This is a genomic window from Vibrio sp. SCSIO 43009, from assembly GCF_023716525.1.
Classification (GTDB): Bacteria; Pseudomonadota; Gammaproteobacteria; order Enterobacterales; family Vibrionaceae; genus Vibrio; species Vibrio alginolyticus.
In genome coordinates this window covers 142,205-165,052 of the sequence record NZ_CP071842.1, presented here as the reverse complement: position 1 = coordinate 165,052, position 22,848 = coordinate 142,205, and the positions used below count along the sequence as shown (strand labels likewise).

Below are 22,848 nucleotides of genomic sequence, written 5' to 3'. Positions count from 1 at the left end.
ATAAAAGCCGAAGTCATAAGTATTTGTTTATATTAAATTTTAATGTCTAATGTCTAATGTACAGCTAGAGTAGTAATTAGATCATAGTAGGCCAAATACTACTAGAGCTGTACAGCCTTGAGTCTCAGATAGAAAAACTGAATTTTAGGTAAAAAAATACCGGCACTGAATGCCGGCATTTGATTTCAAAAAGTCGAAGTTACTTGTGGTACGGCTTAGATAGCTCGTGTACCGCTTCCACAAATACGCCCGCGTTTTCTGGCGGTACATCCAAGTGGATACCGTGACCTAGGTTGAACACATGACCAGTCCCCGTATCACCAAATCCTTCTAGGATATCCGCTACTTCTTCGCGGATGCGCTCTGGTGAAGCGTAAAGCATTGATGGGTCCATATTACCTTGCAGCGCCACTTTATCACCGATACGTGCTTTCGCGTCAGCAATGTTGATTGTCCAGTCTAGACCAACCGCATCACAGCCCGTAGCTGCGATTTGCTCAAGCCACATGCCGCCATTCTTAGTAAACAGTGTGACTGGCACGCGACGACCGTCGTTTTCACGAATCAGACCATCTACAATCTTGTGCATGTATTGCAGTGAGAACAGATTGTAATCACGAGGCGTTAGTACGCCACCCCATGTGTCAAATACCATTACCGATTGCGCACCCGCTTTAATTTGCGCGTTTAAGTACTCGATAACGCTGTCTGCCAGCTTATCTAGAAGTAGGTGCAGAGTTTGTGGTTCCGCGTACATCATCTTCTTGATCTTGGTAAACGCTTTAGAGCTACCACCTTCGATCATATACGTCGCAAGAGTCCAAGGACTACCAGAAAAACCAATCAGCGGCACTTCACCCTTCAGGTCTTTACGGATCTGGCGTACTGCGTTCATTACGTATTGCAGTTCACCTTCAGGATCTGGCAAACCAATTTTTTCCACGTCGGCTTTGCATGTAATTGGGTTATCAAAAACAGGTCCTTCACCCGCAGCAAAACGCAAACCAAGCCCCATTGCATCTGGAATCGTTAAGATGTCCGAGAATAAGATCGCGGCATCAAGAGGAAAACGGCGTAATGGTTGAAGTGTCACTTCGGATGCTAATTCTGCATTTCGACACAAAGACATGAAATCACCCGCTTCTGCACGAGTCGCTTTGTATTCTGGTAGGTAACGACCTGCCTGGCGCATCATCCATACTGGCGTGTAATCTACCGGCTCTTTTAAAAGCGCACGCAGATAACGATCATTTTTTAATTCAGTCATTCCGTAATTCCAACTGTTAGGCTTTCTGTGAAAGGAGGTATTCTATCACTGATTTAAGTCCAATAGCTGTGTGCTTTGCAACCTGGATCAAGTTATTAACTTTTAAATCAATGCTTAATTTGCACCCAGTCGGTATCAGTGTTAAAAATTTGTTCGCTAGCGAAAACTACAATTATAAACTGAGTACTTAGTACTCAGCATCTCATAACGACATCTTACTTACCCCCTCCCTCTCGGAGGGTTTTTTTTATCTATTTATCAGATAATTAGTGTCTATATCTTTCAGCGTCTGCTCGATAAGTGCTCTTGCAATCGTTCCTTTAGGCGCAACAGGCGGCATCTCGTCGATACCAAACCATTGTGCATCAGACAGCTCAGTGTAGTCTGGACTTAACTCTCCCGATTCATAGTCAGCTAAAAACCCCATCATCATACTGGATGGGAAAGCCCAAGGCTGGCTGCCAAAGTAACGAATATTTTTAACGAGAATTCCCGTTTCTTCATGAATTTCTCGAGCCACGCACTCTTCTAAGGTCTCACCGACTTCAAGAAAACCCGCAATAACCGTATACATACCATTTCGATGCCTTGGATGTTGGGCTAATAAGATCTGATTTTCTTTACGTACAGCAACGATAATACACGGAAATATTCTAGGATAATGAAGGGTGCGACATTCACCACACTGCATGGCTAACTGGTTATTATTGAGAAAGTTCCTTCCTCCGCACTGTGGACAAAAGCGCAAACTTTGCGTCATGTGCCCATATTGCACAGCTTTACTTAACAACATAAATAATGGCTCAGGAAAATGCAGGCAGTCACGCAGGGATACTAAGGGTAGATCATGCTCTAAATCGGCCAAGTTAAGCCACAAGACGGGCGAACCAGAATACTCACCAATGGGTCTTGCACTCGTTACTGGCAGTGATAACTGCTCTGCAGACCCGAAAGGCACAGCACCATCCACCAGCCAAATTTCACTTCCTGCAACAACACACCAGTATGCATTTATCGCGCGGTTAACATCACCTTTTCTTAACATTACACCATCCCTTTGCTTGAAGTTCGTTCATTTTACTGGCAATCTAATTTCATACTAGAGTTTATCGTTAAGTAAATGTGCACTCTAAATTCTAGTAAGGACAAGAGTTTGTAATAACTTTACTAACTTTGCTTTGCAAAGGATACGTTCGCCGATGGGCGATCAGATCATGAGGGCATGGTCATGCTAAGAAAATTCAAACAAACACAAGACCAGTGGGGTGGCTCAAGTGATGTCATTGATCACTGGTTAGAGACACGACAATCCCTGATTGTTGAATATTGTAAGCTTGCAGCGCTGCAACCTTGTTCTAAAACCAATGTTATTGAACTCCCATCTCCTTCCGAACTGCAGGATTTCTGTCAGCACCTCGTTGATTACATCTCCGAAGGCCACTTTAAAATTTATGACATGGTTATGGACCGTTGGAAAGCAACCGGCTTTGTCGTGACTAATGAGATCAATCAAACCTATGGTCAAATTGTTCTAACGACTGAACCATTATTGAACTTTAACGATAAGTACTCAGAAGTGACTGAAGATGATGAATTAAATGATTTCGATTCTGATATGTGTCTCATTGGGGAAATTCTTGAGACTCGCTTTGAAGTCGAGGACTATCTGATACAGCAAATCGCAGAAAGCCTGTCTATGCCACCTGGAGCTTAGTATTTGCAAACATTCAGAAATAGAGTGAGAGAAAAGACTGACGATCATCGTCGGTCTTTTTTGTTTCTAGCTTTATCGAAAATCCCACCGGAAGAACAAAGTAGTATAAAAACTAAAAAGGCACCCGAAGGTGCCTTTTTCTTAAGCTTTTAACGATTACTCGTTATATGACTTACTCTTCAGAAGAGAAACCAGCGTTTAGAAGTGCCGCTAGGTTATCCGTTGCTTGCTCAGCAGAAGGACCATCTTGCGCTTCAGAACGTTTAGCTTGACGCTCTTGGTGGTATGCGAAACCAGTACCAGCTGGGATCAGACGACCAACAATTACGTTCTCTTTCAGACCACGTAGGTCATCACGCTTACCAGAAACCGCAGCTTCTGTTAGTACGCGAGTTGTCTCCTGGAACGATGCCGCAGAGATGAACGACTCAGTCGCTAGAGATGCTTTAGTAATACCTAGTAGTTCACGTTCGAAACGTGCAGGCTCTTTGCCTTCAGCTTCTAGGTTACGGTTAGCAATCTTAACTTGTGAGTACTCAATCTGTTCACCAGGTAGGAACTCAGAGTCACCAGAGTGAGTAATAGTACACTTACGCAGCATCTGACGAACGATAGTTTCAATGTGCTTATCGTTAATCTTAACGCCTTGTAGACGGTAAACTTCCTGTACTTCGTTAGCAATGTACTGCGTTACCGCGTGTACGCCACGTAGACGTAGGATGTCATGTGGAGACTCTGGACCATCTGCGATCACGTCACCACGTTCAACTTTTTCACCTTCGAATACGTTCAACTGACGATGCTTAGGAATCATCTCTTCGTAAGCTTCACCGCTTTCACGTGTGATCACTAGGCGACGTTTACCTTTCGTCTCTTTACCAAAGCTCACAGTACCTGTGTGCTCAGCAAGGATTGCAGGCTCTTTCGGCTTACGTGCTTCAAATAGGTCAGCAACTCGTGGAAGACCACCGGTGATATCTTTGTTACCGCCAGACTTCTGAGGAATACGTGCTAGTGTTGCACCAACACCTACTGCTGCGCCATCTTCGATGTTCACAATCGCTTTACCAGGTAGGAAGTAGTGAGCTGGCATATCAGTACCAGGGATCATTACATCGTTACCTTGCTCGTCAACAAGTTTGATAGCTGGACGCATATCTTTACCTGCTGAAGGGCGAGCTGCTGGGTCAGTTACTTCGCTTGAAGATAGACCAGTTAGGTCATCCGTTTGACGAGATACTGTTACGCCGTCGATCATATCTACGAACTGGATGCGACCTGCTACCTCAGTAATGATAGGTAGTGTGTGCGCTTCCCAGTTTGCAACTGTTTCGCCAGCTTGAACTGTATCACCATCGCCTTTGCTTAGTAGCGTACCGTAAGGCAGTTTGTGTTTCTCTTTAGTACGACCAAACTCATCAACGATAGTTAACTCTGTCGCACGAGAAGTGATAACGATCTTACCGTCATCAGCCAATACAGATTTAGCGTTGTGTAGCTTGATAGAACCGTTGTTCTTAACTTGAACACTGTTCTCTGCCGCTGCTGTCGATGCCGCACCACCGATGTGGAACGTACGCATCGTTAGCTGTGTACCTGGCTCACCGATAGACTGAGCAGCAATAACACCCACTGCTTCACCTTGGTTCACTAGGTGACCACGTGCTAGGTCACGACCGTAACATTGTGCACAACAACCGAAGTCAGAATCACACGTTACTACAGAGCGCACTTTCATGCTGTCTACTGAGTTCTCTTCCATGATTTGACACCACTTCTCATCGATCAGGGTGTTACGTGGAATAAGAACGTCTTCAGTGCCAGGTTTTAGTACGTCTTCAGCAACAACACGACCAAGAGCAAGCTCAGAAAGTGCAACTTTAACATCACCACCCTCGATGTGAGGCATCATGTCGACACCTTCGTGAGTGCCACAGTCATGTTCAGTTACAACAACGTCTTGAGCAACGTCTACTAGACGACGAGTTAGGTAACCCGAGTTCGCTGTTTTCAGTGCCGTATCCGCAAGACCCTTACGAGCACCGTGCGTTGAGATAAAGTACTGAAGTACGTTTAGACCTTCTTTAAAGTTCGCTGTGATCGGCGTTTCGATGATTGAACCATCTGGACGCGCCATCAGACCACGCATACCCGCAAGCTGACGAATCTGTGCTGCAGAACCACGAGCGCCCGAGTCCGCCATCATATAGATGCTGTTGAATGACTCTTGCTGTTCCTCTTCACCGTCACGGTTAACTACCGTTTCAGATGAAAGGTTTTCCATCATTGCTTTCGCAACACGGTCGTTGGTCGATGCCCAGATATCGATAACTTTGTTGTAGCGTTCGCCCGCAGTAACAAGACCTGATTGGTACTGTTCCTGGATTTCACGTACTTCTTCTTCCGCTTCTGCGATTTCAGTGTACTTAGCTGCAGGTACAACCATATCGTCGATACCAACAGATACACCAGAAAGTGCCGCGTATGCGAAACCTGTGTACATGATTTGGTCAGCGAAGATTACTGTGTCTTTCAGACCTAGTTTACGGTACGCCTCGTTAAGTAGGTTAGAGATTTGCTTCTTACCTAGCTTTTGGTTAACGATGCTGTACGGTAGACCAGCTGGCACGATTTGCCATAGCATTGCACGACCAACAGTGGTGTCTACCATCTTGGTTTCTGTAGTGCTGTTGCCATCTTCGTCTACAACAGTTTCTGTAATACGTACTTTAACGCGTGCGTGAAGCTCAGCTTGTTTAGTGCGGTATGCTTTCTCAGCCTCTTCTGGGCCAGAAAGGTACATGCCTTCACCTTTCACGTTGATCTTTTCACGAGTCATGTAGTACAGACCCAATACAACGTCCTGAGAAGGTACGATGATCGGATCACCTGACGCTGGCGACAGAATGTTGTTTGTCGACATCATCAGAGTACGAGCTTCAAGCTGTGCCTCTAGAGTTAGAGGTACGTGAACCGCCATTTGGTCACCATCGAAGTCCGCGTTGTACGCTGCACAAACAAGTGGGTGTAGCTGAATCGCTTTACCTTCGATCAGTACTGGTTCGAACGCCTGGATACCTAGACGGTGAAGTGTCGGTGCACGGTTCAATAGTACTGGGTGTTCACGGATTACTTCGTCTAGGATATCCCAAACGACCGCTTCTTCACGCTCTACCATTTTCTTAGCAGCTTTGATTGTAGTCGCAAGACCACGAGTCTCTAGCTTGCTGTAGATAAATGGTTTGAATAGCTCAAGTGCCATCTTCTTAGGAAGACCACACTGGTGTAGACGAAGGTATGGACCTACTGTGATTACAGAACGGCCAGAGTAGTCTACACGTTTACCTAGAAGGTTCTGACGGAAACGACCTTGTTTACCCTTGATCATATCAGCAAGAGATTTCAGAGGACGCTTGTTAGAACCTGTGATCGCACGACCACGACGACCGTTATCTAGTAGCGCATCAACAGACTCTTGCAGCATACGTTTTTCGTTACGTACGATGATGTCCGGAGCAGCTAGCTCTAGAAGACGCTTCAAACGGTTGTTACGGTTGATCACACGACGGTATAGATCGTTAAGATCAGAAGTCGCAAAGCGACCGCCATCTAGAGGTACTAGAGGACGTAGATCTGGCGGAAGTACTGGAAGTACAGTTAGGATCATCCACTCAGGGTTGTTACCCGATGCGATGAACGCTTCTACCAGCTTAAGACGCTTAGTTACTTTCTTACGCTTAGTTTCAGAGTTTGTTGTCTCTAACTCTTCACGCATTTGTTCTGCTTCAGCGTGCATATCCATAGAACCTAGTAGGTCCTTGATAGCTTCCGCACCCATCTTAGCAGTGAACTCGTCGCCCCACTCTTCTAGACGATCTAGATACTCTTCTTCAGTAAGCATCTGACCTTTTTCTAGATCAGTCATACCAGGCTCTGTTACTACGTACATTTCGAAGTACAGAACGCGTTCGATATCACGTAGAGGGATATCCATTAGTAGACCGATACGAGACGGTAGCGATTTTAGGAACCAGATGTGAGCTACTGGTGAAGCCAGTTCAATGTGGCCCATACGGTCACGACGAACTTTAGTTTGTGTAACTTCTACACCACACTTCTCACAGATAACACCACGGTGCTTCAGGCGCTTGTACTTACCACAAAGACATTCGTAGTCTTTAACTGGACCAAAGATACGCGCACAGAACAGACCATCGCGTTCAGGTTTGAACGTACGATAGTTGATCGTTTCAGGTTTTTTAACTTCACCGAAAGACCATGAACGGATCATGTCTGGTGAAGATAGACCGATTTTGATTGCATCAAATTCTTCGGTCTTATGCTGTGCTTTTAGAAAGTTTAATAAGTCTTTCACAATCAGCTCCTGTAAGGAGTTAAAAGGAGCTCACTTGCTAAAGTGAGCACCTTCTTCCAAATAATCGCTTTGATTCTCTCGACTTTCATCAAGAGAGAAAAGGATTACTCTTCGTCTTCTAGCTCGATGTTGATACCTAGCGAGCGGATCTCTTTCAACAGTACGTTGAACGATTCTGGCATGCCAGGTTCCATGCTGTGGTTACCGTCTACGATGTTCTTGTACATCTTAGTACGGCCGTTAACGTCATCCGACTTAACCGTTAGCATTTCTTGTAGCGTGTAAGCAGCACCGTATGCTTCTAGTGCCCATACTTCCATCTCACCGAAACGCTGACCACCGAACTGAGCTTTACCACCTAGTGGCTGCTGAGTTACTAGGCTGTACGAACCAGTTGAACGAGCGTGCATCTTGTCATCAACAAGGTGGTTCAGTTTCAGCATGTACATGTAACCAACAGTTACAGGACGCTCAAACGCATCACCTGTGCGACCATCAAACAGTGTTAACTGACCTGATGTTGGTAGATCTGCTAGCTCAAGAAGTGCTTTGATTGACTCTTCTGGAGCGCCATCAAATACAGGAGTCGCGATTGGTAGACCGCCACGCAAGTTCTTGATCAGAGTACGTACTTCATCATCAGATAGAGAAGCAATGTCTACTTTCTGGCGAGTGTCGCCTAGATCGTAAACTTTTTGTAGGAACTCGCGGAATTTCGCTAGTTCTTGCTGCTCTTTAACCATCTGGTTGATCTTGTCACCGATACCTTTCGCTGCCAGACCTAAGTGTACTTCTAGGATCTGACCGATGTTCATACGCGAAGGTACACCCAGTGGGTTAAGTACGATGTCTACAGGCTGACCTTTCTCATCGTATGGCATGTCTTCAACAGGGTTGATCTTAGAGATTACACCCTTGTTACCGTGACGACCCGCCATCTTATCACCAGGCTGAATGCGACGTTTAACCGCTAGGTAAACCTTAACGATCTTCAGTACACCAGGTGCTAAATCATCACCTTGAGTGATCTTACGACGCTTAGTTTCGAACTTCTTATCGAAGTCGGCTTTTAGCTCATCCCACTGCTCAGCAAGTTGCTCAAGCTGAGTTTGTAGTGCGTCATCTTCTAGCGTTAGTTCTAGCCACTTCTTACGATCAGTTGTGTCTAGTTTCGCTTCAGAGTAACCGCCTTCAATCAATACAGCTTTAACACGGTTTAGAAGGCCGCCCTCAAGAATCTGGAATTCTTCAGTTAGGTCTTTCTTCGCTTCTTTAAGCTGCATCTGTTCGATTTCAAGCGCACGCTTGTCTTTCTCTACGCCATCGCGAGTAAAGACTTGAACGTCGATGATCGTACCTGATACAGAGTTAGGTACACGTAGTGAAGTATCTTTAACGTCAGATGCTTTTTCACCGAAGATTGCACGTAGTAGCTTCTCTTCAGGCGTTAGCTGAGTTTCACCTTTAGGTGTAACTTTACCAACTAGGATGTCGCCACCCTTAACTTCAGCACCGATGTAAACGATACCTGACTCGTCTAGTTTAGACAGAGCAGACTCACCTACGTTTGGAATATCCGCTGTGATCTCTTCAGAACCAAGCTTAGTATCACGCGCCACACAAGTCAGTTCTTGGATGTGGATAGTCGTGAAACGGTCTTCTTGAACTACGCGCTCAGATACTAAGATCGAGTCTTCGAAGTTGTAACCGTTCCAAGGCATGAACGCGATACGCATGTTTTGACCAAGCGCTAGTTCACCAAGGTCTGTTGAAGGACCATCAGCAAGAACGTCACCGCGTGATACAGGCTCACCTGGCATCACACATGGGCGCTGGTTAATACATGTGTTCTGGTTAGAACGTGTGTATTTAGTCAGGTTGTAGATGTCGATACCAGCTTCACCTGGTACTAGCTCTTCTTCGTTAACTTTAACAACGATACGAGAAGCATCTACTGACTGGATTACACCACCACGTTTAGCAACTGCAGTTACACCTGAGTCAACGGCTACGTTACGTTCAATACCAGTACCAACAAGCGGTTTGTCAGCTTTCAGTGTTGGAACTGCCTGACGTTGCATGTTCGCACCCATCAATGCACGGTTCGCATCATCGTGTTCTAGGAACGGGATAAGCGATGCAGCGATAGATACAACCTGGTTTGTCGCAACGTCCATGTACTGAGCGTGCTCACGAGGGTGTAGACCAGATTCACCTTTCTGACGAGCTGTGATCAGCTCATCTGCAAAAGTACCATCTTCGTTTAGCTTAGCGTTCGCCTGTGCGATAACGAATTGGCCTTCTTCGATTGCAGATAGGTAATCCACTTCGTCTGTTACTACGCCATCTACAACGCGACGGTATGGTGTCTCTAGGAAACCGTACTCGTTACAACGCGCAAACGCAGATAGAGAGTTGATCAGACCGATGTTTGGACCTTCAGGCGTTTCGATAGGACATAGACGACCGTAGTGAGTTACGTGTACGTCACGTACTTCGAAGCCAGCACGTTCACGAGTTAGACCGCCAGGACCCAACGCAGAAATACGACGCTTGTGCGTTACTTCTGATAGCGGGTTGTTTTGGTCCATGAACTGTGAAAGCTGTGAAGAGCCAAAGAATTCTTTAACTGCCGCAGAAATTGGCTTCGCGTTGATCAAGTCTTGAGGCATGATTGCGTCAAGATCGCCTAGGCTTAGACGCTCTTTAACTGCACGCTCAACACGTACTAGACCTACACGGAACTGGTTCTCAGCCATTTCGCCTACAGAACGGATACGACGGTTGCCTAGGTGGTCGATATCGTCCACTTCGCCCTTACCGTTACGGATCGCGATCAGCTTCTTCATCACTTCGATGATATCAGTTTCATCAAGTGTGCCTTGCTCTTGAGCATCTTCACGGCCGATAGAGCTGTTGAACTTCATACGACCAACAGTCGATAGATCGTAACGCTCTTCAGAGAAGAAGAGGCTTTCGAATAGAGCTTCTGCAGCTTCTTTTGTTGGCGGCTCACCAGGGCGCATCATGCGGTAGATTTCTACCAATGCAGAAATACGATCAACCGTGCTGTCGATACGTAGTGTTTCTGACATGAATGGACCGTGGTCTAGATCGTTCGTGAATAGAACTTCTAGCGCTTTGTGGCCAGCCTGAGATAGGTTCGCTAGTGCTTCCAGGCTGATTTCCTGGTTAGCGTTAACAATGATCTCGCCTGTTGCTTCATTGATGTAATCTTTAGATGCAACTTTACCTACGATGTACTCAACTGGTACTTCGATGTGATCAACACCATCTTTTTCTAGTTGGCGGATATGACGAGCTGTTACGCGACGACCTTGCTCAACGTAAACTTTACCATTTGCTTCGATGTCGAATGACGCAGTTTCACCACGTAGACGATCCGGAACTAACTCCATCAATAGAGTTTGGTCTTTCACTTCGAAGTTCACTTTCTCGAAGAAGATATCTAGGATTTCTTCTGTCGACTTACCTAGTGCTCGAAGGATGATCGATGCTGGTAGCTTACGACGGCGGTCGATACGAACGTACAAGTTATCCTTAGGATCAAACTCGAAATCAAGCCATGAACCACGGTAAGGAATAACACGTGCGTTGTATAAAACTTTACCTGAAGAGTGGGTCTTACCCTTATCGCTGTCGAAGAACACGCCTGGGCTTCGGTGCAGCTGGGATACGATAACCCTCTCGGTACCGTTGATTACGAAGGTACCATTGTCTGTCATGAGTGGAATTTCACCCATGTAGACTTCTTGTTCTTTAATGTCTTTTACAGTACCTGCTGGCGCGTCTTTATCAAAGATAACTAGGCGTAGTTTTACACGTAGTGGCTTTGAGTAAGTTACACCGCGGATTTGACATTCTTTAACGTCAAAAACTGGCTCACCAAGACGGTAGCTAACGTATTGCAGCTCAGAATTGCCGTTGTAGCTCTGAATCGGGAATACAGAACGGAAAGCGGCTTCAAGACCGTATTGACCTTCAGGATCCTGTTCGATAAATTTGTCGAACGAATCGAGCTGGATCGATAGCAGGTATGGAATGTCCAAAACTTGTGGACGAGTACCAAAGTCCTTACGGATGCGCTTTTTCTCGGTATAAGAGTAAACCATGGGGTTCCTCAGCTCGCTGATAAGTGACCCAAACTGTCCGCCCGCTCCTAGTTACTTAAGGGGGGTAAGGGACAGTGACTAATATAGCTGTTTACTGTAGTGACATTTCATTTCGTAAGAATGAAATGTTTTTTGCATGGATATCAGGCGCTTAAACAGCGGGAAAATTCGCCTATACCCTACAGCGCAAAAAGGCCGGTGGTTAAAAAACCACCAGCCAATTAGCCGTTAGGCTAAGAAACTATGCAATAATTACTTAACAGCAACAGTTGCACCAGCTTCTTCTAGCTGAGCTTTAAGAGCTTCAGCTTCTGCTTTCTCAACACCTTCTTTAAGAGGTGCTGGAGCGCCGTCTACTAGAGCTTTAGCTTCTTTAAGACCTAGGCCAGTTGCGCCACGTACTGCTTTGATTACAGCAACTTTGTTACCGCCAGCAGCTTCTAGGATTACGTCGAATTCAGTTTGCTCAGCAGCAGCTTCGCCTGCAGCAGCGCCGCCAGCTACAACAGCAGCAGCAGCAGAAACACCGAATTTCTCTTCCATTGCTTCGATTAGTTCAACAACTTGCATTACAGACATTTCTGCAACTGCGTCTAGGATTTGCTCGTTAGTAATAGACATAACAATTCTCTTTTAAGTCAACAATAAGTTTATTAAGCAACCAGTAAAAAGCAAGGCTTATGCCGCTGCTTCTTGTTTTTGATCGCGGATAGCTGCGATAGTACGCGCCAGCTTGCCAGCCGAAGCTTCTTTCATGCACATCATTAGGCGTGCAATTGCTTCGTCGTAAGTTGGTAGTGTTGCTAGTACTTCAGCGTCAGTTAAAGCGCCTTCAAATGCAGCAGCTTTGATCTCGAAATCTTTGTTCTCTTTAGCGAAGTCTTTGAAAAGACGCGCTGCAGCACCTGGGTGCTCATTAGAGAATGCGATTAGAGTAGGACCAGTGAAAGTGTCAGTTAGACACTCGTACTCAGTACCTTCAACCGCACGACGAGCAAGAGTGTTACGAACAACTCTCATGTAAACGCCAGCTTCACGAGCTTGTTTACGTAGAGAAGTCATCGCGCCAACTTGAACGCCACGAGAATCAGCTACAACTGCAGAAAGTGCACCACTGGCAGCTTCGTTGACTTCAGCAACAATTGCTTTTTTGTCTTGAAGGTTTAAAGCCATCTTGGATTTACTCCTGGTTGTCGTTACACCACTCACTATCATCACGACAGTGAGAGCTATTGAGGTGCTTCCCCAGAAGAAAGTTAACTATATTACATAGAGCTTTCTGTCAGTTCGGGCACCATCTACGTAGGATAATTAAGTTTGCTTTTACACAAACACCTACGGTCTTGGACGGAGACTGGGTCTTAATTCATTTCGAACTAGGAGACAGTTCAAAGAACCAAAGTTCAGCCCCAACCACAAATATTAGGCGCAAAATTATACACTAATTTTGCGCCTAAGCAAATAAATTATGCTTGAGTGTTCAGGCTAGCCTGATCAACAGCAACACCAGCACCCATAGTAGTAGAGATGCTTACTTTCTTCAGGAAAGTACCTTTCGCTGAAGATGGCTTAGCTTTCTTCAGAGCAACTAGAAGTGCTTCTAGGTTCTCTTTGATCTGCTCAGCAGAGAAGTTTGCTTTACCGATAGTAGTGTGGATGATGCCGTTTTTGTCGTTACGGTAACGAACCTGACCAGCTTTAGCGTTTTTAACTGCTTCAGCAACGTTAGGAGTTACAGTACCAACTTTAGGGTTTGGCATAAGACCGCGAGGACCTAGGATAGTACCTAGTTGACCTACAACGCGCATTGCATCTGGAGAAGCAACAACTACGTCAAAGTTCATTTCGCCTTTCTTAACTTGCTCAGCAAGATCTTCCATACCTACGATGTCTGCGCCAGCTTCTTTAGCTGCTTCAGCGTTAGCACCTTGAGTGAACACTGCAACGCGGATTTCGCGGCCAGTACCGTGAGGTAGTACAGTTGCACCACGTACGTTCTGGTCAGATTTACGAGCATCAATGCCTAGGTTAACAGCAACGTCTACAGACTCAACGAATTTAGCAGTCGCTAGTTCTTGAAGAAGAGCAACAGCTTCGTTGATTTCGTATTCTTTAGTTACGTCAACTTTTTCGCGGATTACGCGCATGCGCTTAGTTAGTTTTGCCATCTTATTAACCCTCTACCACTAGGCCCATTGAACGAGCAGTACCAGCGATAGAACGCTTCATCGCTTCGATGTCAGCACCAGTCATATCAGCAGCTTTAGTTTCTGCGATTTCTTGGATTTGAGCGTCAGTTACAGTACCAACTTTTTCAGTGTTTGGACGACCTGAACCAGACTTAACGCCAGCAGCTTTCTTAAGAAGAACAGCAGCAGGTGGAGTCTTAGTTACGAACGTGAAAGAACGGTCGCTGTATACTGTGATAACTACTGGAGTTGGTAGACCTTTCTCAATAGATTCTGTTTTTGCGTTGAACGCTTTACAGAATTCCATGATGTTCACACCGTGTTGACCTAGTGCAGGACCTACTGGTGGACTAGGGTTAGCCATACCAGCAGCAACTTGTAGCTTGATGTAAGCTTCAACTTTCTTAGCCATGATAATTCCTAAGTTTGGGTACAAACGCTAATCGCGGATCAGCTCCCCGTTTGTGTAAGAAACTTTTTACTTCACTTGAAGTAAAAAGGCGCGAAATTATAGTCATAATCCGCGCCTTATACAACCCTAAAAAGGTGATTTTTTATACTCTTTAACGAAGAGTCTTAGTCCAGCTTTTCAACCTGACCAAATTCAAGCTCAACTGGTGTCGCACGACCAAAGATCGATACAGACACTTTCAGGCGGCTCTTCTCGTAATCCACTTCTTCAACAGTACCGTTGAAGTCAGCAAATGGACCTTCGTTAACACGTACCACTTCACCCGCTTCGTACATTGTACGCGGACGAGGCGCTTCACTCGCTTTCTCAAGACGATTAAGAATCGCGTCAGCCTCTTTATCCGTGATAGGTGCCGGACGGTCTGAGGTACCACCAATGAAGCCCATGACACGCGGCACACTGCGTACTAGGTGCCATGATTCATCGTTCATAATCATCTGAACAAGGACGTAACCTGGGAAGAACTTACGCTCAGATTTGCGACGCTGACCCGCGCGCATTTCCACTACTTCTTCAGTAGGAACCAGTACTTCACCGAATAGCTCTTCCATGCCGTGCATTTTGATATGCTCGCGCAGAGATTGAGCTACACGACCTTCAAATCCAGAGAAGGCTTGAACCACATACCAGCGTTTTTTTGGAGCTTCACTCATGAATAAAAACCCTCTATACCCCAGTTGCTAGAGCTACTAGACGAACCATAATTCCGTCAATACCCCATAGCACTAGAGCCATTACAATACTTACAGCTAAAACGATCAGTGTTGTTTGCATGGTTTCTTGGCGAGTAGGCCAAACAACTTTACGTACTTCCATACGAGATTCTTTTGCAAAACTGATCGCTGCTTTACCTTTAGTCGTTGTTGCTGCAACGCCTAAGGCAGCTGCAATAAGAACAACAACGCCTGCAGCACGAACCACTACAGACATTTCACCATACAGGTAATTACCCACAACAGCGGCAGCTGCCAATACGAAAGCGGCTACCCACTTAAACGTATCTGCTGCGTTTGAGCTATCAGGAGTTTCAGCATTATTTGCTTTCATAAAACCAACCTGTTACAAGTCTTAATATAGACGACAACAACCCCGCTGTTGCAGGGCAAACTCCATATCGCTGAAAAAATCAGCGTACTCTTCTTAAGATTAAGCCTCTTTGCTTAATCTTGCTCTGCGCCCAACCCACTTCTGAACAAGAAAACAGCAAAAATAATGTTGAGTGCAGAAAAAGGGCATCAAATGATGCCCTTTTTGCTACTGGTTCGTCAAATCTAATTCAAGATTTTCCGAAAGCATCGCTAATTCGCTATGAATTAGTCGAAGATCTTAGCAACAACACCAGCACCTACTGTACGGCCACCTTCACGGATCGCGAAACGTAGACCTTCGTCCATTGCGATTGGTGCGATTAGCTCTACAGTCATCTGTACGTTGTCGCCTGGCATTACCATTTCTACGCCGTCTGGTAGCTGGATGTCACCAGTTACGTCAGTTGTACGGAAGTAGAATTGTGGACGGTAGCCTTTGAAGAATGGAGTGTGACGACCACCTTCATCTTTAGACAGTACGTATACTTCTGATTCGAACTTAGTGTGTGGAGTGATTGAACCAGGCTTAGCTAGTACTTGACCACGTTCAACTTCGTCACGCTTAGTACCACGTAGAAGTGCACCAACGTTCTCACCTGCACGGCCTTCGTCTAGAAGCTTACGGAACATCTCAACACCAGTACATGTAGTTGTAGTAGTGTCTTTGATACCTACGATAGCAACTTCGTCACCTACAGTTAGGATACCACGCTCGATACGGCCAGTTACTACTGTACCACGACCTTGGATTGAGAATACGTCTTCGATAGGCATTAGGAATGGCTGATCTACCGCACGCTCTGGCTCAGGGATGTAAGTATCTAGAGCTTCTGCTAGTTCAACGATTTTCGCTTCCCACTGCTCTTCGCCGTTTAGTGCGCCTAGTGCAGAACCTTGGATAACTGGTAGGTCATCACCTGGGAAATCGTATTCAGATAGAAGTTCACGAACTTCCATTTCTACTAGTTCTAGTAGCTCTTCATCGTCAACCATGTCACATTTGTTCATGAATACGATGATGTATGGGATACCAACCTGACGGCCTAGTAGGATGTGCTCACGAGTTTGTGGCATTGGGCCATCTGTCGCAGCAACAACTAGGATACCACCGTCCATCTGTGCAGCACCAGTGATCATGTTTTTAACATAGTCAGCGTGTCCTGGACAGTCAACGTGTGCGTAGTGGCGTGATGGAGTGTCGTACTCAACGTGAGAAGTTGCGATTGTGATACCGCGCTCACGCTCTTCTGGAGCGTTATCGATAGATGCGAAGTCTTTAGCTACACCGCCGTAAACTTTAGCAAGAGTAGTACAGATAGCTGCAGTTAGAGTTGTTTTACCGTGGTCAACGTGGCCGATAGTACCAACGTTAACGTGCGGTTTCGTACGTTCAAATTTTTCTTTAGACATGAGTGGTCCCTCTAGGTACGGATTTAGGTGGCCCAAATTGACCACGCAACCAAAAAAAGATAATTGGTAAATCTAATATCAAAAGGAAATAAACTTGAGAGCTGGTGCTGATAGGCAGACTCGAACTGCCGACCTCATCCTTACCAAGGATGCGCTCTACCACCTGAGCTATATCAGCACTCAAATTAGAGTGGAGCGGGCAGCGGGAATCGAACCCGCATCATCAGCTTGGAAGGCTGAGGTAATAGCCATTATACGATGCCCGCAACACGTAACTCTGAGAGCTATTTCCTAAAGAATATGGTGGAGGGGGACGGATTCGAACCATCGAAGGCAGTGCCGGCAGATTTACAGTCTGCTCCCTTTGGCCACTCGGGAACCCCTCCAAATTTTCAAGCCATTCAGACTACTAAAGGAAAGAATGGTGCCGACTACCGGAATCGAACTGGTGACCTACTGATTACAAGTCAGTTGCTCTACCTACTGAGCTAAGTCGGCATAAGTGGTGCGCATTCTATTGAATGATTTTCTAGGTTGCAATAGTAATTTGAAAAAAAATCATAAATTTCGATTTTTTAGATTCGTTTGCTGCAAATTCGTACAAACTTAGCTTTTTTAAAGCAAACTTCGACCTTTGTCGTTTGCTTTGAAGTTCGCTTGATGTATGTTCTTGCTTCTATTAAACCAAGGATAAAAGAGACCCATGAGTCCATTTTTGTCATTTGACCGTGCAAATTGGGCCGAGTTAAGAAACTCTGTACCGATGACACTTTCTGAAGACGACTTGACTGCGCTTCAGGGCATTAATGAAAACCTAACCATGGAGGAAGCGGTAGAGATCTACCTTCCTTTGTCTCGTCTTTTGAATCTGTATGTCCAAGCTCGTCAAAGCCGCAATTCCGTATTACAACAATTCTTAAATACAGAGGAACATGCTCCCCCTTTCGTAATTGGTATCGCTGGCAGTGTTGCTGTAGGCAAAAGTACGACTGCTCGTATTCTAACGGCATTGCTTTCTCGTTGGGAGAATCATCCCAAAGTCTCCTTGGTTACAACAGATGGCTTCCTATATCCGAAAAAAGTACTAGAAGAACGCGGTATCATGCATCGTAAAGGCTTCCCTGAATCCTATGATATCAAGCGTTTAGTCGAGTTCATGTCTGACGTAAAGGCAGGAAAGCCCGATCTTGAAGTACCCATTTACTCTCACATCACGTATGACATTACTGATGAACTAAGAAAAGTGGATAGACCGGATGTTCTTATTATTGAAGGTTTAAACGTTCTGCAAAGTGGAATGGACTATCCACATGACCCGCATCGTGTCTTTGTATCTGACTTTTTAGATTTTTCAATTTATGTCGACGCAGAAACAGAGACCATTGAACATTGGTACGTAGAACGCTTTTTAAAGTTTCGCCAAGGGGCCTTTACGAAACCAGGCTCTTATTTTAGCCACTACACACAACTCTCTGTCGATGACGCAAAGAAAAAAGCAAAGCAAATTTGGCATGATATTAATGGGCTCAATTTAGAATTGAATATTCTTCCAACTCGTGAGAGAGCCCACTTGATTCTACACAAAGGCGTTAACCACTTGGTTGATAAAGTCTCGTTGCGAAAGTAATCGAAGCTTAGTCACTTTTACGCAACGAGATTTCACCACCAATATAAGTCTCTAGTCCTTGGGAGTTTTCGATTAATATTCCACCTTGATGATCGATGCCTCGAACGACGCCATGTACCTCTCTAGGCCCAATAAGCAGTTTGACCTGACGATTAAGGAAATTGTCTAACCGATTCCAACGTTCGATAAAGCCAGTAAGTCCTTTCATTTCATATTCGACAAGTGCGGAATTCCAATGCTTAATAAGAGTCATTGCTAGAACATTTCTATCGATCTTGAGACTCTGATTTACTTGGTTCAACGTGGTCCATGGCTGGTCAATCTCAGGCTGGTCGTCAGGCATTCCAATATTCAGGCCCATCCCAATCACTAGATGAGCAGCCCCACCGGCCTGACCCGACATTTCAACCAAGATTCCGGCCAGTTTTTTATCTTGATAATACAAGTCATTCGGCCACTTGAGTTTAACACCTTGCATGCCTACTTCTTCCAGAGCTTCCACTGCGGCAATCCCAATCACCAAGCTCAAGCCCATTGCCGCAGCCATTCCTGCATCCAGTCGCCAATACATAGAGAGATATAAGTTAGAGCCAAACGGTGAGACCCATTGTCTACCGCGGCGACCACGCCCTTGTGCTTGATATTCAGCAATACAAACACGGCCCTTTTCCGAATCCGCGACTCTGTCGAGCAAATATTGATTCGTTGAGTCAATCACAGGGACGAGTTCAATAAGTGACTCCGAGCTAGTGGTAAGGAGAGTCTCGTCTAACAACTGCAATGGTGAGGCTAATTGGTAACCGCGCCCTTGCACTCGATAAATATCAATACCCCATTCACTAAGACCTTTAATGTGCTTAGCGATTGCCGCTCTAGAAACATTAAGATCGTCGCCCAACGCTTCTCCTGAATGAAACTCTCCATCACTTAATAACTTTAGAATATGAAGTTTCGTAGAGTGATCTTTTCTCATCTAGATGCCTCGATCTGAGCCAAATTGGTCTCCCCGGTACGATTGAGAAAGCGTACTTCATGCTCAAGTATGATTTGGTATTTGTCCCATACTGTCTGCTTCACTAAAGAAGCAAGCGCGACAATGTCATCAGCACTACAATTATCTATGTTGGTCAAAACCAAAGCTTGCATAGGGTTGACCTGCGCACCATGTACAGACTTCCCCTTTAATCCACACTGATCAATAAGCCAACCAGCAGCAATTTTCATTCCTCCAGAAGCTGGGTAGGCTACTACGTTAGGGTATTTTTTTGTGAGTCGATCATAGTGATCTTGCGTGATCACTGGGTTTTTAAAGAAACTACCTGCGTTACCTATCTTGGTTGGATCTGGCAGTTTTGCCTTTCGCACTTGGCATACTCGTTCGAAGATAGAAGCAGGGCTGAGTTGTTCTTCTGGGATACTTTGTAAAGGACCGTACTGGTTAATCGGCTGCCATTGCTTCGCCAACTTAAGCCCTAATGCGGTGATAAAGCACTTTCCGTGCAACGCATGTTTAAATATGGAATCCCTATAGGCAAACTCACAGTCTTGGGCGTGCATTCTTTTGTTTTCAAACGTAGTTATATCAAGAACATCTACATAATCACAGATGTCTTTTAGCTCTAGGCCATACGCACCAATGTTCTGAATAGGAGCCGAGCCAGCACAACCTGGAATCAAAGCTAAGTTCTCGATCCCACCGATCCCCTGATTCACACACCAGGAAACCAATTCAGGCCAATCTTCACCACCGGCAATATGTAATAGGTAATGCTCATCCGTTTCCGTGACTTCTTTACCCATGATTCGATTAACAATCACTAATCCCTCAAAATGTTCTGTAAAAAGAACATTACTTCCTTTACCTAAAAAAAGTTTCGGTAAATGGGTGAATCTTGGGTTTTGAAATAGCTTAATAACATCTTCAAGCGACTCAACGATAGCTAAATAGGAACACGATTGTTCAATTCCAAAAGTATGGTAAGCCTTTAGGCTCGCATTTGTTTTAATTTGCATAGTAGGTTTGCAACATCAGATAAGATTCTCTTAAACTGTCGACATTCTACATTAGTTATCTTTTAACCGCAGTGACAATACCAGACTCATTAATCATAGAAGTGTTAAATCCCATCAAGCTCACCCTCATTAAGAAACTATACAAAGCGTATTACCCTGCGGGTCGAGCCAAAAAGGATGAATTGATCATTACAGCAAGCCATAAGGGTGAAATCATTGCGTTACTACGTTTAAAAAGTGTAGATAAAGTTCGTCTGTTGACAGGAATGTTGGTCATTCCGAAAGTTAGGGGAACAGGGATTGGAAAAAAACTACTAACTCATTGTAAAAACAATGTTTTCACTGATGGCGATTATTGCTTCGCGTTTACACATCTCGAATCCTATTATTCCAAGCATGGATTCACAATAATTGATTGCTCTGAGCTACCACACCAGCTACAAATGGCATTTCAACGTTATGTAGATAGCGGTAAAGATCTCATTCCAATGCAATTCATCTCTTCAACGACATCAAAACGCGTGCTTTTGTAGCCAGGTAAATCATATCTTTGATAAAATGGCAGGTTCGCAATATTGCACTAAACTAAGGTACTCATACCGATATGATAGTAAGTAGGAATCCATTCGAACAGTTGCCAAGTCTCGCTGTCAATCCGGAAGACTTTGATGTTCTGTATTCAGCAGAATCATTCAGAACCCGTCTTTTAGATGCTATCAGCAAAGCAACGTCGCGAATTTACCTAGTCGCTCTATATCTGGAAGATGATGAAGCTGGACGTGAAATTCTCACTGCGCTTTATGAAGCGAAACAGCGCAATCCTGGGTTGGACATCAATATCTGTGTCGACTGGCATCGAGCGCAGCGTGGCCTGATTGGTGCGGAGACATCTGAGGGTAATTCAGCGCTTTACAAAGCATATGCCAGTAAGTACCAACACCCAATCCCTGTCTATGGCATACCAGTGCGTGGCAGAGAAGTTTTTGGGGTACTGCATTTAAAAGGCTTCATTGTCGATGATACTGTTATCTACAGTGGGGCGAGCTTAAATAACGTTTATCTCCATTATCATGAACGTTATCGATTTGATCGTTACCATGTGATTCGACATGAATCTTTAGCGAATTCAATGGTGCAATTCATTCAGGAAGAAATGATTGCTCACCCTGCCGTTAATGATCTTGCAGGAAAAGATAAGCCAGAAACCAAAGAAATAAAGTCGGCGATTCGCCAACTGAGGGCTTCTCTTGCTCAAGCCAACTATAAGTTTGAAGACCAAGCTGCAACAGAAGAAAGCGTAAAAGTCACTCCGTTAGTTGGGCTAGGCAAACGCCGTAATCTACTCAATCAACAGATTGTAAAGTTATTGGCAGCAGCCCAAGACGAAATTTTCATTTGTACGCCTTACTTTAACTTCCCTAAAGCACTTCATCGTGAAGTGAAACGAGCCATGAAGCGTGGTGTGAAAGTAACTATTGTTGTGGGTGATAAAACCGCCAACGACTTTTACATTGCACCTGAGGAAGACTTTAAAACCATTGGCGGACTTCCATATCTTTACGAAGTGAATTTACGTCGCTTTGCGAAAACCAATGAAGCGAATATCGCCGCACGTAAATTGTCAATTCACCTATGGAAGCATGACAATAACAGCTTCCACCTTAAGGGTATTTGGGTTGATAAACGCTATATGCTACTTACTGGGAATAACCTAAATCCACGTGCTTGGTCACTCGACCTAGAAAATGGGCTACTCATACAAGACAATTATGCGAAGCTCACTGAGAAGTTTGAAGACGAAGTTTCGCGTATTCTTGAGCATACTCACCTTATCTGTACTTATAAGCAATTAGAGAAAGTAGAAGACTATCCTATAGGGGTACAGCGACTGGTCAGAAAAATTACCCGCCTAAAGGCAGATGGTGTTTTAAAGCGTATTCTTTAGACATCATTTCTCGCTCTAAAGTACGTCGAGATTTTTATACTAAGCCAACCGCTTTAGCAGTTGGCTTTTTCATATAATCCATTTGGAATACTTAACTATTTTCTAGTACCGCTAGTGAGCACATAACCACTTAGATCTAGAGCGACTCTCTTAATGGGTTTGAGCTTTGACGTTTGTGAGTATTCCGCATAGCTTACAGCCTCGAGCTAAGCTACCCCTCTCTGTTTTGGCGCTTCTTACCCCTTGGCGATATATTTTTTCTGAGACTCATCAAATGTTCAGCGTCGAAAATCATCACCTCGCTAATGAAGAGCTCCTTCAATCTTTCACCTTCCAATTCTTTTCAAGTCGTTTGATTTTTGAGCCAGGAGAGATTGGGGGTATATATGACGCTTTTCTGGATTATGCGCACAGTTCGTTTTTTCTTTCTCATCAAGATTCAAGCCGTTGAACGCCTTTGAATACCATAGATTACTTAGGTTTGTTTGTAGGTCATATTGTCTTTCCACAGCATCAACGGCCTATATTAATTAAAGCCTAGTGTGTAATCACGCAAAGTTCACTTAGTAGGGATTATGGGGAGTAGTCTAATTAGGTGTAAACACACTTCAGGGA

17 protein-coding genes and 4 tRNA genes are annotated in these 22,848 nt (G+C 44.8%); 4 read left to right on the top strand and 17 right to left on the bottom strand.

Annotated features, from left to right (window positions below; all coding sequences use genetic code 11):
* Positions 1 to 199: 199 nt before the first annotated feature.
* Positions 200 to 1,267, bottom strand: coding sequence for a uroporphyrinogen decarboxylase (gene hemE / locus J4N43_RS00780; protein WP_006743188.1), 1,068 nt, complete (start codon positions 1,265 to 1,267; stop codon positions 200 to 202).
* Positions 1,268 to 1,514: 247 nt separating this feature from the next.
* A complete protein-coding gene (nudC, locus tag J4N43_RS00775) occupies positions 1,515 to 2,312 on the bottom strand; it encodes an NAD(+) diphosphatase (protein ID WP_053350803.1) in 798 nt (265 codons plus the stop codon).
* Positions 2,313 to 2,489: 177 nt separating this feature from the next.
* On the opposite strand from nudC, the gene J4N43_RS00770 reads away from it, so the two are divergent.
* Complete coding sequence (locus J4N43_RS00770; RefSeq protein WP_005382515.1) at positions 2,490 to 2,981, top strand: Rsd/AlgQ family anti-sigma factor; 492 nt, start codon at positions 2,490 to 2,492, stop codon at positions 2,979 to 2,981.
* Positions 2,982 to 3,153: 172 nt separating this feature from the next.
* Here the strand turns inward: J4N43_RS00770 and rpoC are convergent, their stop codons facing one another.
* The 13 genes from rpoC to J4N43_RS00705 all read right to left on the bottom strand — a co-directional run bounded on the left by rpoC (position 3,154) and on the right by J4N43_RS00705 (position 17,146).
* On the bottom strand, positions 3,154 to 7,356 hold the full coding sequence (gene rpoC / locus J4N43_RS00765) for a DNA-directed RNA polymerase subunit beta' (RefSeq protein ID WP_005382514.1): 4,203 nt from the start codon (positions 7,354 to 7,356) through the stop codon (positions 3,154 to 3,156).
* Between the two features lie 104 nt (positions 7,357 to 7,460).
* Positions 7,461 to 11,489 (bottom strand): DNA-directed RNA polymerase subunit beta, encoded by a 4,029-nt coding sequence (rpoB, locus tag J4N43_RS00760; protein ID WP_005384685.1) that lies wholly within the window; start codon positions 11,487 to 11,489, stop codon positions 7,461 to 7,463.
* A gap of 252 nt (positions 11,490 to 11,741) precedes the next feature.
* On the bottom strand, positions 11,742 to 12,110 hold the full coding sequence (gene rplL / locus J4N43_RS00755) for a 50S ribosomal protein L7/L12 (RefSeq protein WP_005382540.1): 369 nt from the start codon (positions 12,108 to 12,110) through the stop codon (positions 11,742 to 11,744).
* Positions 12,111 to 12,167: 57 nt separating this feature from the next.
* On the bottom strand, positions 12,168 to 12,662 hold the full coding sequence (gene rplJ, locus J4N43_RS00750; RefSeq protein ID WP_005382538.1) for a 50S ribosomal protein L10: 495 nt from the start codon (positions 12,660 to 12,662) through the stop codon (positions 12,168 to 12,170).
* Positions 12,663 to 12,955: 293 nt separating this feature from the next.
* A complete protein-coding gene (gene rplA, locus J4N43_RS00745; protein WP_005384683.1) occupies positions 12,956 to 13,657 on the bottom strand; it encodes a 50S ribosomal protein L1 in 702 nt (233 codons plus the stop codon).
* A 4-nt stretch (positions 13,658 to 13,661) separates the two neighbouring features.
* Positions 13,662 to 14,090 carry a 50S ribosomal protein L11 gene (gene rplK, locus J4N43_RS00740; RefSeq protein ID WP_005384682.1) on the bottom strand — a complete coding sequence of 143 codons (429 nt, stop codon included), beginning with the start codon at positions 14,088 to 14,090 and terminating at the stop codon, positions 13,662 to 13,664.
* A gap of 164 nt (positions 14,091 to 14,254) precedes the next feature.
* Positions 14,255 to 14,803: a transcription termination/antitermination protein NusG gene (nusG, locus tag J4N43_RS00735; protein WP_005384681.1), complete on the bottom strand. Its 549-nt coding sequence runs from the start codon at positions 14,801 to 14,803 to the stop codon at positions 14,255 to 14,257.
* Positions 14,804 to 14,816: 13 nt separating this feature from the next.
* Entirely contained in the window at positions 14,817 to 15,197 is a 381-nt protein-coding gene (gene secE, locus J4N43_RS00730; RefSeq protein ID WP_005384680.1) for a preprotein translocase subunit SecE, read from the bottom strand.
* Between the two features lie 266 nt (positions 15,198 to 15,463).
* Positions 15,464 to 16,648 (bottom strand): elongation factor Tu, encoded by a 1,185-nt coding sequence (gene tuf, locus J4N43_RS00725; RefSeq protein ID WP_005381361.1) that lies wholly within the window; start codon positions 16,646 to 16,648, stop codon positions 15,464 to 15,466.
* A gap of 102 nt (positions 16,649 to 16,750) precedes the next feature.
* A tRNA-Thr gene (locus tag J4N43_RS00720) sits at positions 16,751 to 16,826 on the bottom strand.
* Positions 16,827 to 16,839: 13 nt separating this feature from the next.
* Positions 16,840 to 16,914: transfer RNA gene (locus J4N43_RS00715), tRNA-Gly, on the bottom strand.
* Between the two features lie 35 nt (positions 16,915 to 16,949).
* Positions 16,950 to 17,034: transfer RNA gene (locus J4N43_RS00710), tRNA-Tyr, on the bottom strand.
* A gap of 36 nt (positions 17,035 to 17,070) precedes the next feature.
* Positions 17,071 to 17,146: transfer RNA gene (locus J4N43_RS00705), tRNA-Thr, on the bottom strand.
* A gap of 205 nt (positions 17,147 to 17,351) precedes the next feature.
* Here J4N43_RS00705 and coaA point away from each other — a divergent pair.
* Positions 17,352 to 18,275, top strand: a complete 924-nt coding sequence (gene coaA, locus J4N43_RS00700; RefSeq protein WP_005388683.1) for a type I pantothenate kinase — start codon at positions 17,352 to 17,354, stop codon at positions 18,273 to 18,275.
* Positions 18,276 to 18,282: 7 nt separating this feature from the next.
* On the opposite strand, the gene birA is transcribed toward coaA, so the two are convergent.
* Together birA and murB are read right to left on the bottom strand one after the other, a co-directional pair.
* Entirely contained in the window at positions 18,283 to 19,248 is a 966-nt protein-coding gene (gene birA, locus J4N43_RS00695; protein ID WP_053350835.1) for a bifunctional biotin--[acetyl-CoA-carboxylase] ligase/biotin operon repressor BirA, read from the bottom strand.
* Positions 19,245 to 20,288 (bottom strand): UDP-N-acetylmuramate dehydrogenase, encoded by a 1,044-nt coding sequence (gene murB / locus J4N43_RS00690; RefSeq protein ID WP_053350836.1) that lies wholly within the window; start codon positions 20,286 to 20,288, stop codon positions 19,245 to 19,247. The genes birA and murB overlap by 4 nt, the downstream gene beginning before the upstream one ends.
* Before the next feature lie 101 nt (positions 20,289 to 20,389).
* On the opposite strand from murB, the gene J4N43_RS00685 reads away from it, so the two are divergent.
* Both J4N43_RS00685 and pssA read left to right on the top strand, forming a co-directional pair.
* Complete coding sequence (locus tag J4N43_RS00685; protein WP_252094124.1) at positions 20,390 to 20,821, top strand: GNAT family N-acetyltransferase; 432 nt, start codon at positions 20,390 to 20,392, stop codon at positions 20,819 to 20,821.
* Between the two features lie 71 nt (positions 20,822 to 20,892).
* Entirely contained in the window at positions 20,893 to 22,233 is a 1,341-nt protein-coding gene (gene pssA / locus J4N43_RS00680) for a CDP-diacylglycerol--serine O-phosphatidyltransferase (RefSeq protein WP_033907507.1), read from the top strand.
* Positions 22,234 to 22,848 lie beyond the last annotated feature (615 nt).

Bases quoted from the DNA above. Each gene is read 5' to 3' on its own strand.
- hemE (WP_006743188.1), bottom strand. From the start codon at position 1,267: ATGACTGAATTAAAAAATGATCGTTATCTGCGTGCGCTTTTAAAAGAG.
- nudC (WP_053350803.1), bottom strand. From the start codon at position 2,312: ATGTTAAGAAAAGGTGATGTTAACCGCGCGATAAATGCATACTGGTGT.
- J4N43_RS00770 (WP_005382515.1), top strand. From the start codon at position 2,490: ATGGTCATGCTAAGAAAATTCAAACAAACACAAGACCAGTGGGGTGGC.
- rpoB (WP_005384685.1), bottom strand. From the start codon at position 11,489: ATGGTTTACTCTTATACCGAGAAAAAGCGCATCCGTAAGGACTTTGGT.
- rplL (WP_005382540.1), bottom strand. From the start codon at position 12,110: ATGTCTATTACTAACGAGCAAATCCTAGACGCAGTTGCAGAAATGTCT.
- rplJ (WP_005382538.1), bottom strand. From the start codon at position 12,662: ATGGCTTTAAACCTTCAAGACAAAAAAGCAATTGTTGCTGAAGTCAAC.
- rplA (WP_005384683.1), bottom strand. From the start codon at position 13,657: ATGGCAAAACTAACTAAGCGCATGCGCGTAATCCGCGAAAAAGTTGAC.
- rplK (WP_005384682.1), bottom strand. From the start codon at position 14,090: ATGGCTAAGAAAGTTGAAGCTTACATCAAGCTACAAGTTGCTGCTGGT.
- nusG (WP_005384681.1), bottom strand. From the start codon at position 14,803: ATGAGTGAAGCTCCAAAAAAACGCTGGTATGTGGTTCAAGCCTTCTCT.
- secE (WP_005384680.1), bottom strand. From the start codon at position 15,197: ATGAAAGCAAATAATGCTGAAACTCCTGATAGCTCAAACGCAGCAGAT.
- tuf (WP_005381361.1), bottom strand. From the start codon at position 16,648: ATGTCTAAAGAAAAATTTGAACGTACGAAACCGCACGTTAACGTTGGT.
- coaA (WP_005388683.1), top strand. From the start codon at position 17,352: ATGAGTCCATTTTTGTCATTTGACCGTGCAAATTGGGCCGAGTTAAGA.
- birA (WP_053350835.1), bottom strand. From the start codon at position 19,248: ATGAGAAAAGATCACTCTACGAAACTTCATATTCTAAAGTTATTAAGT.
- murB (WP_053350836.1), bottom strand. From the start codon at position 20,288: ATGCAAATTAAAACAAATGCGAGCCTAAAGGCTTACCATACTTTTGGA.
- pssA (WP_033907507.1), top strand. From the start codon at position 20,893: ATGATAGTAAGTAGGAATCCATTCGAACAGTTGCCAAGTCTCGCTGTC.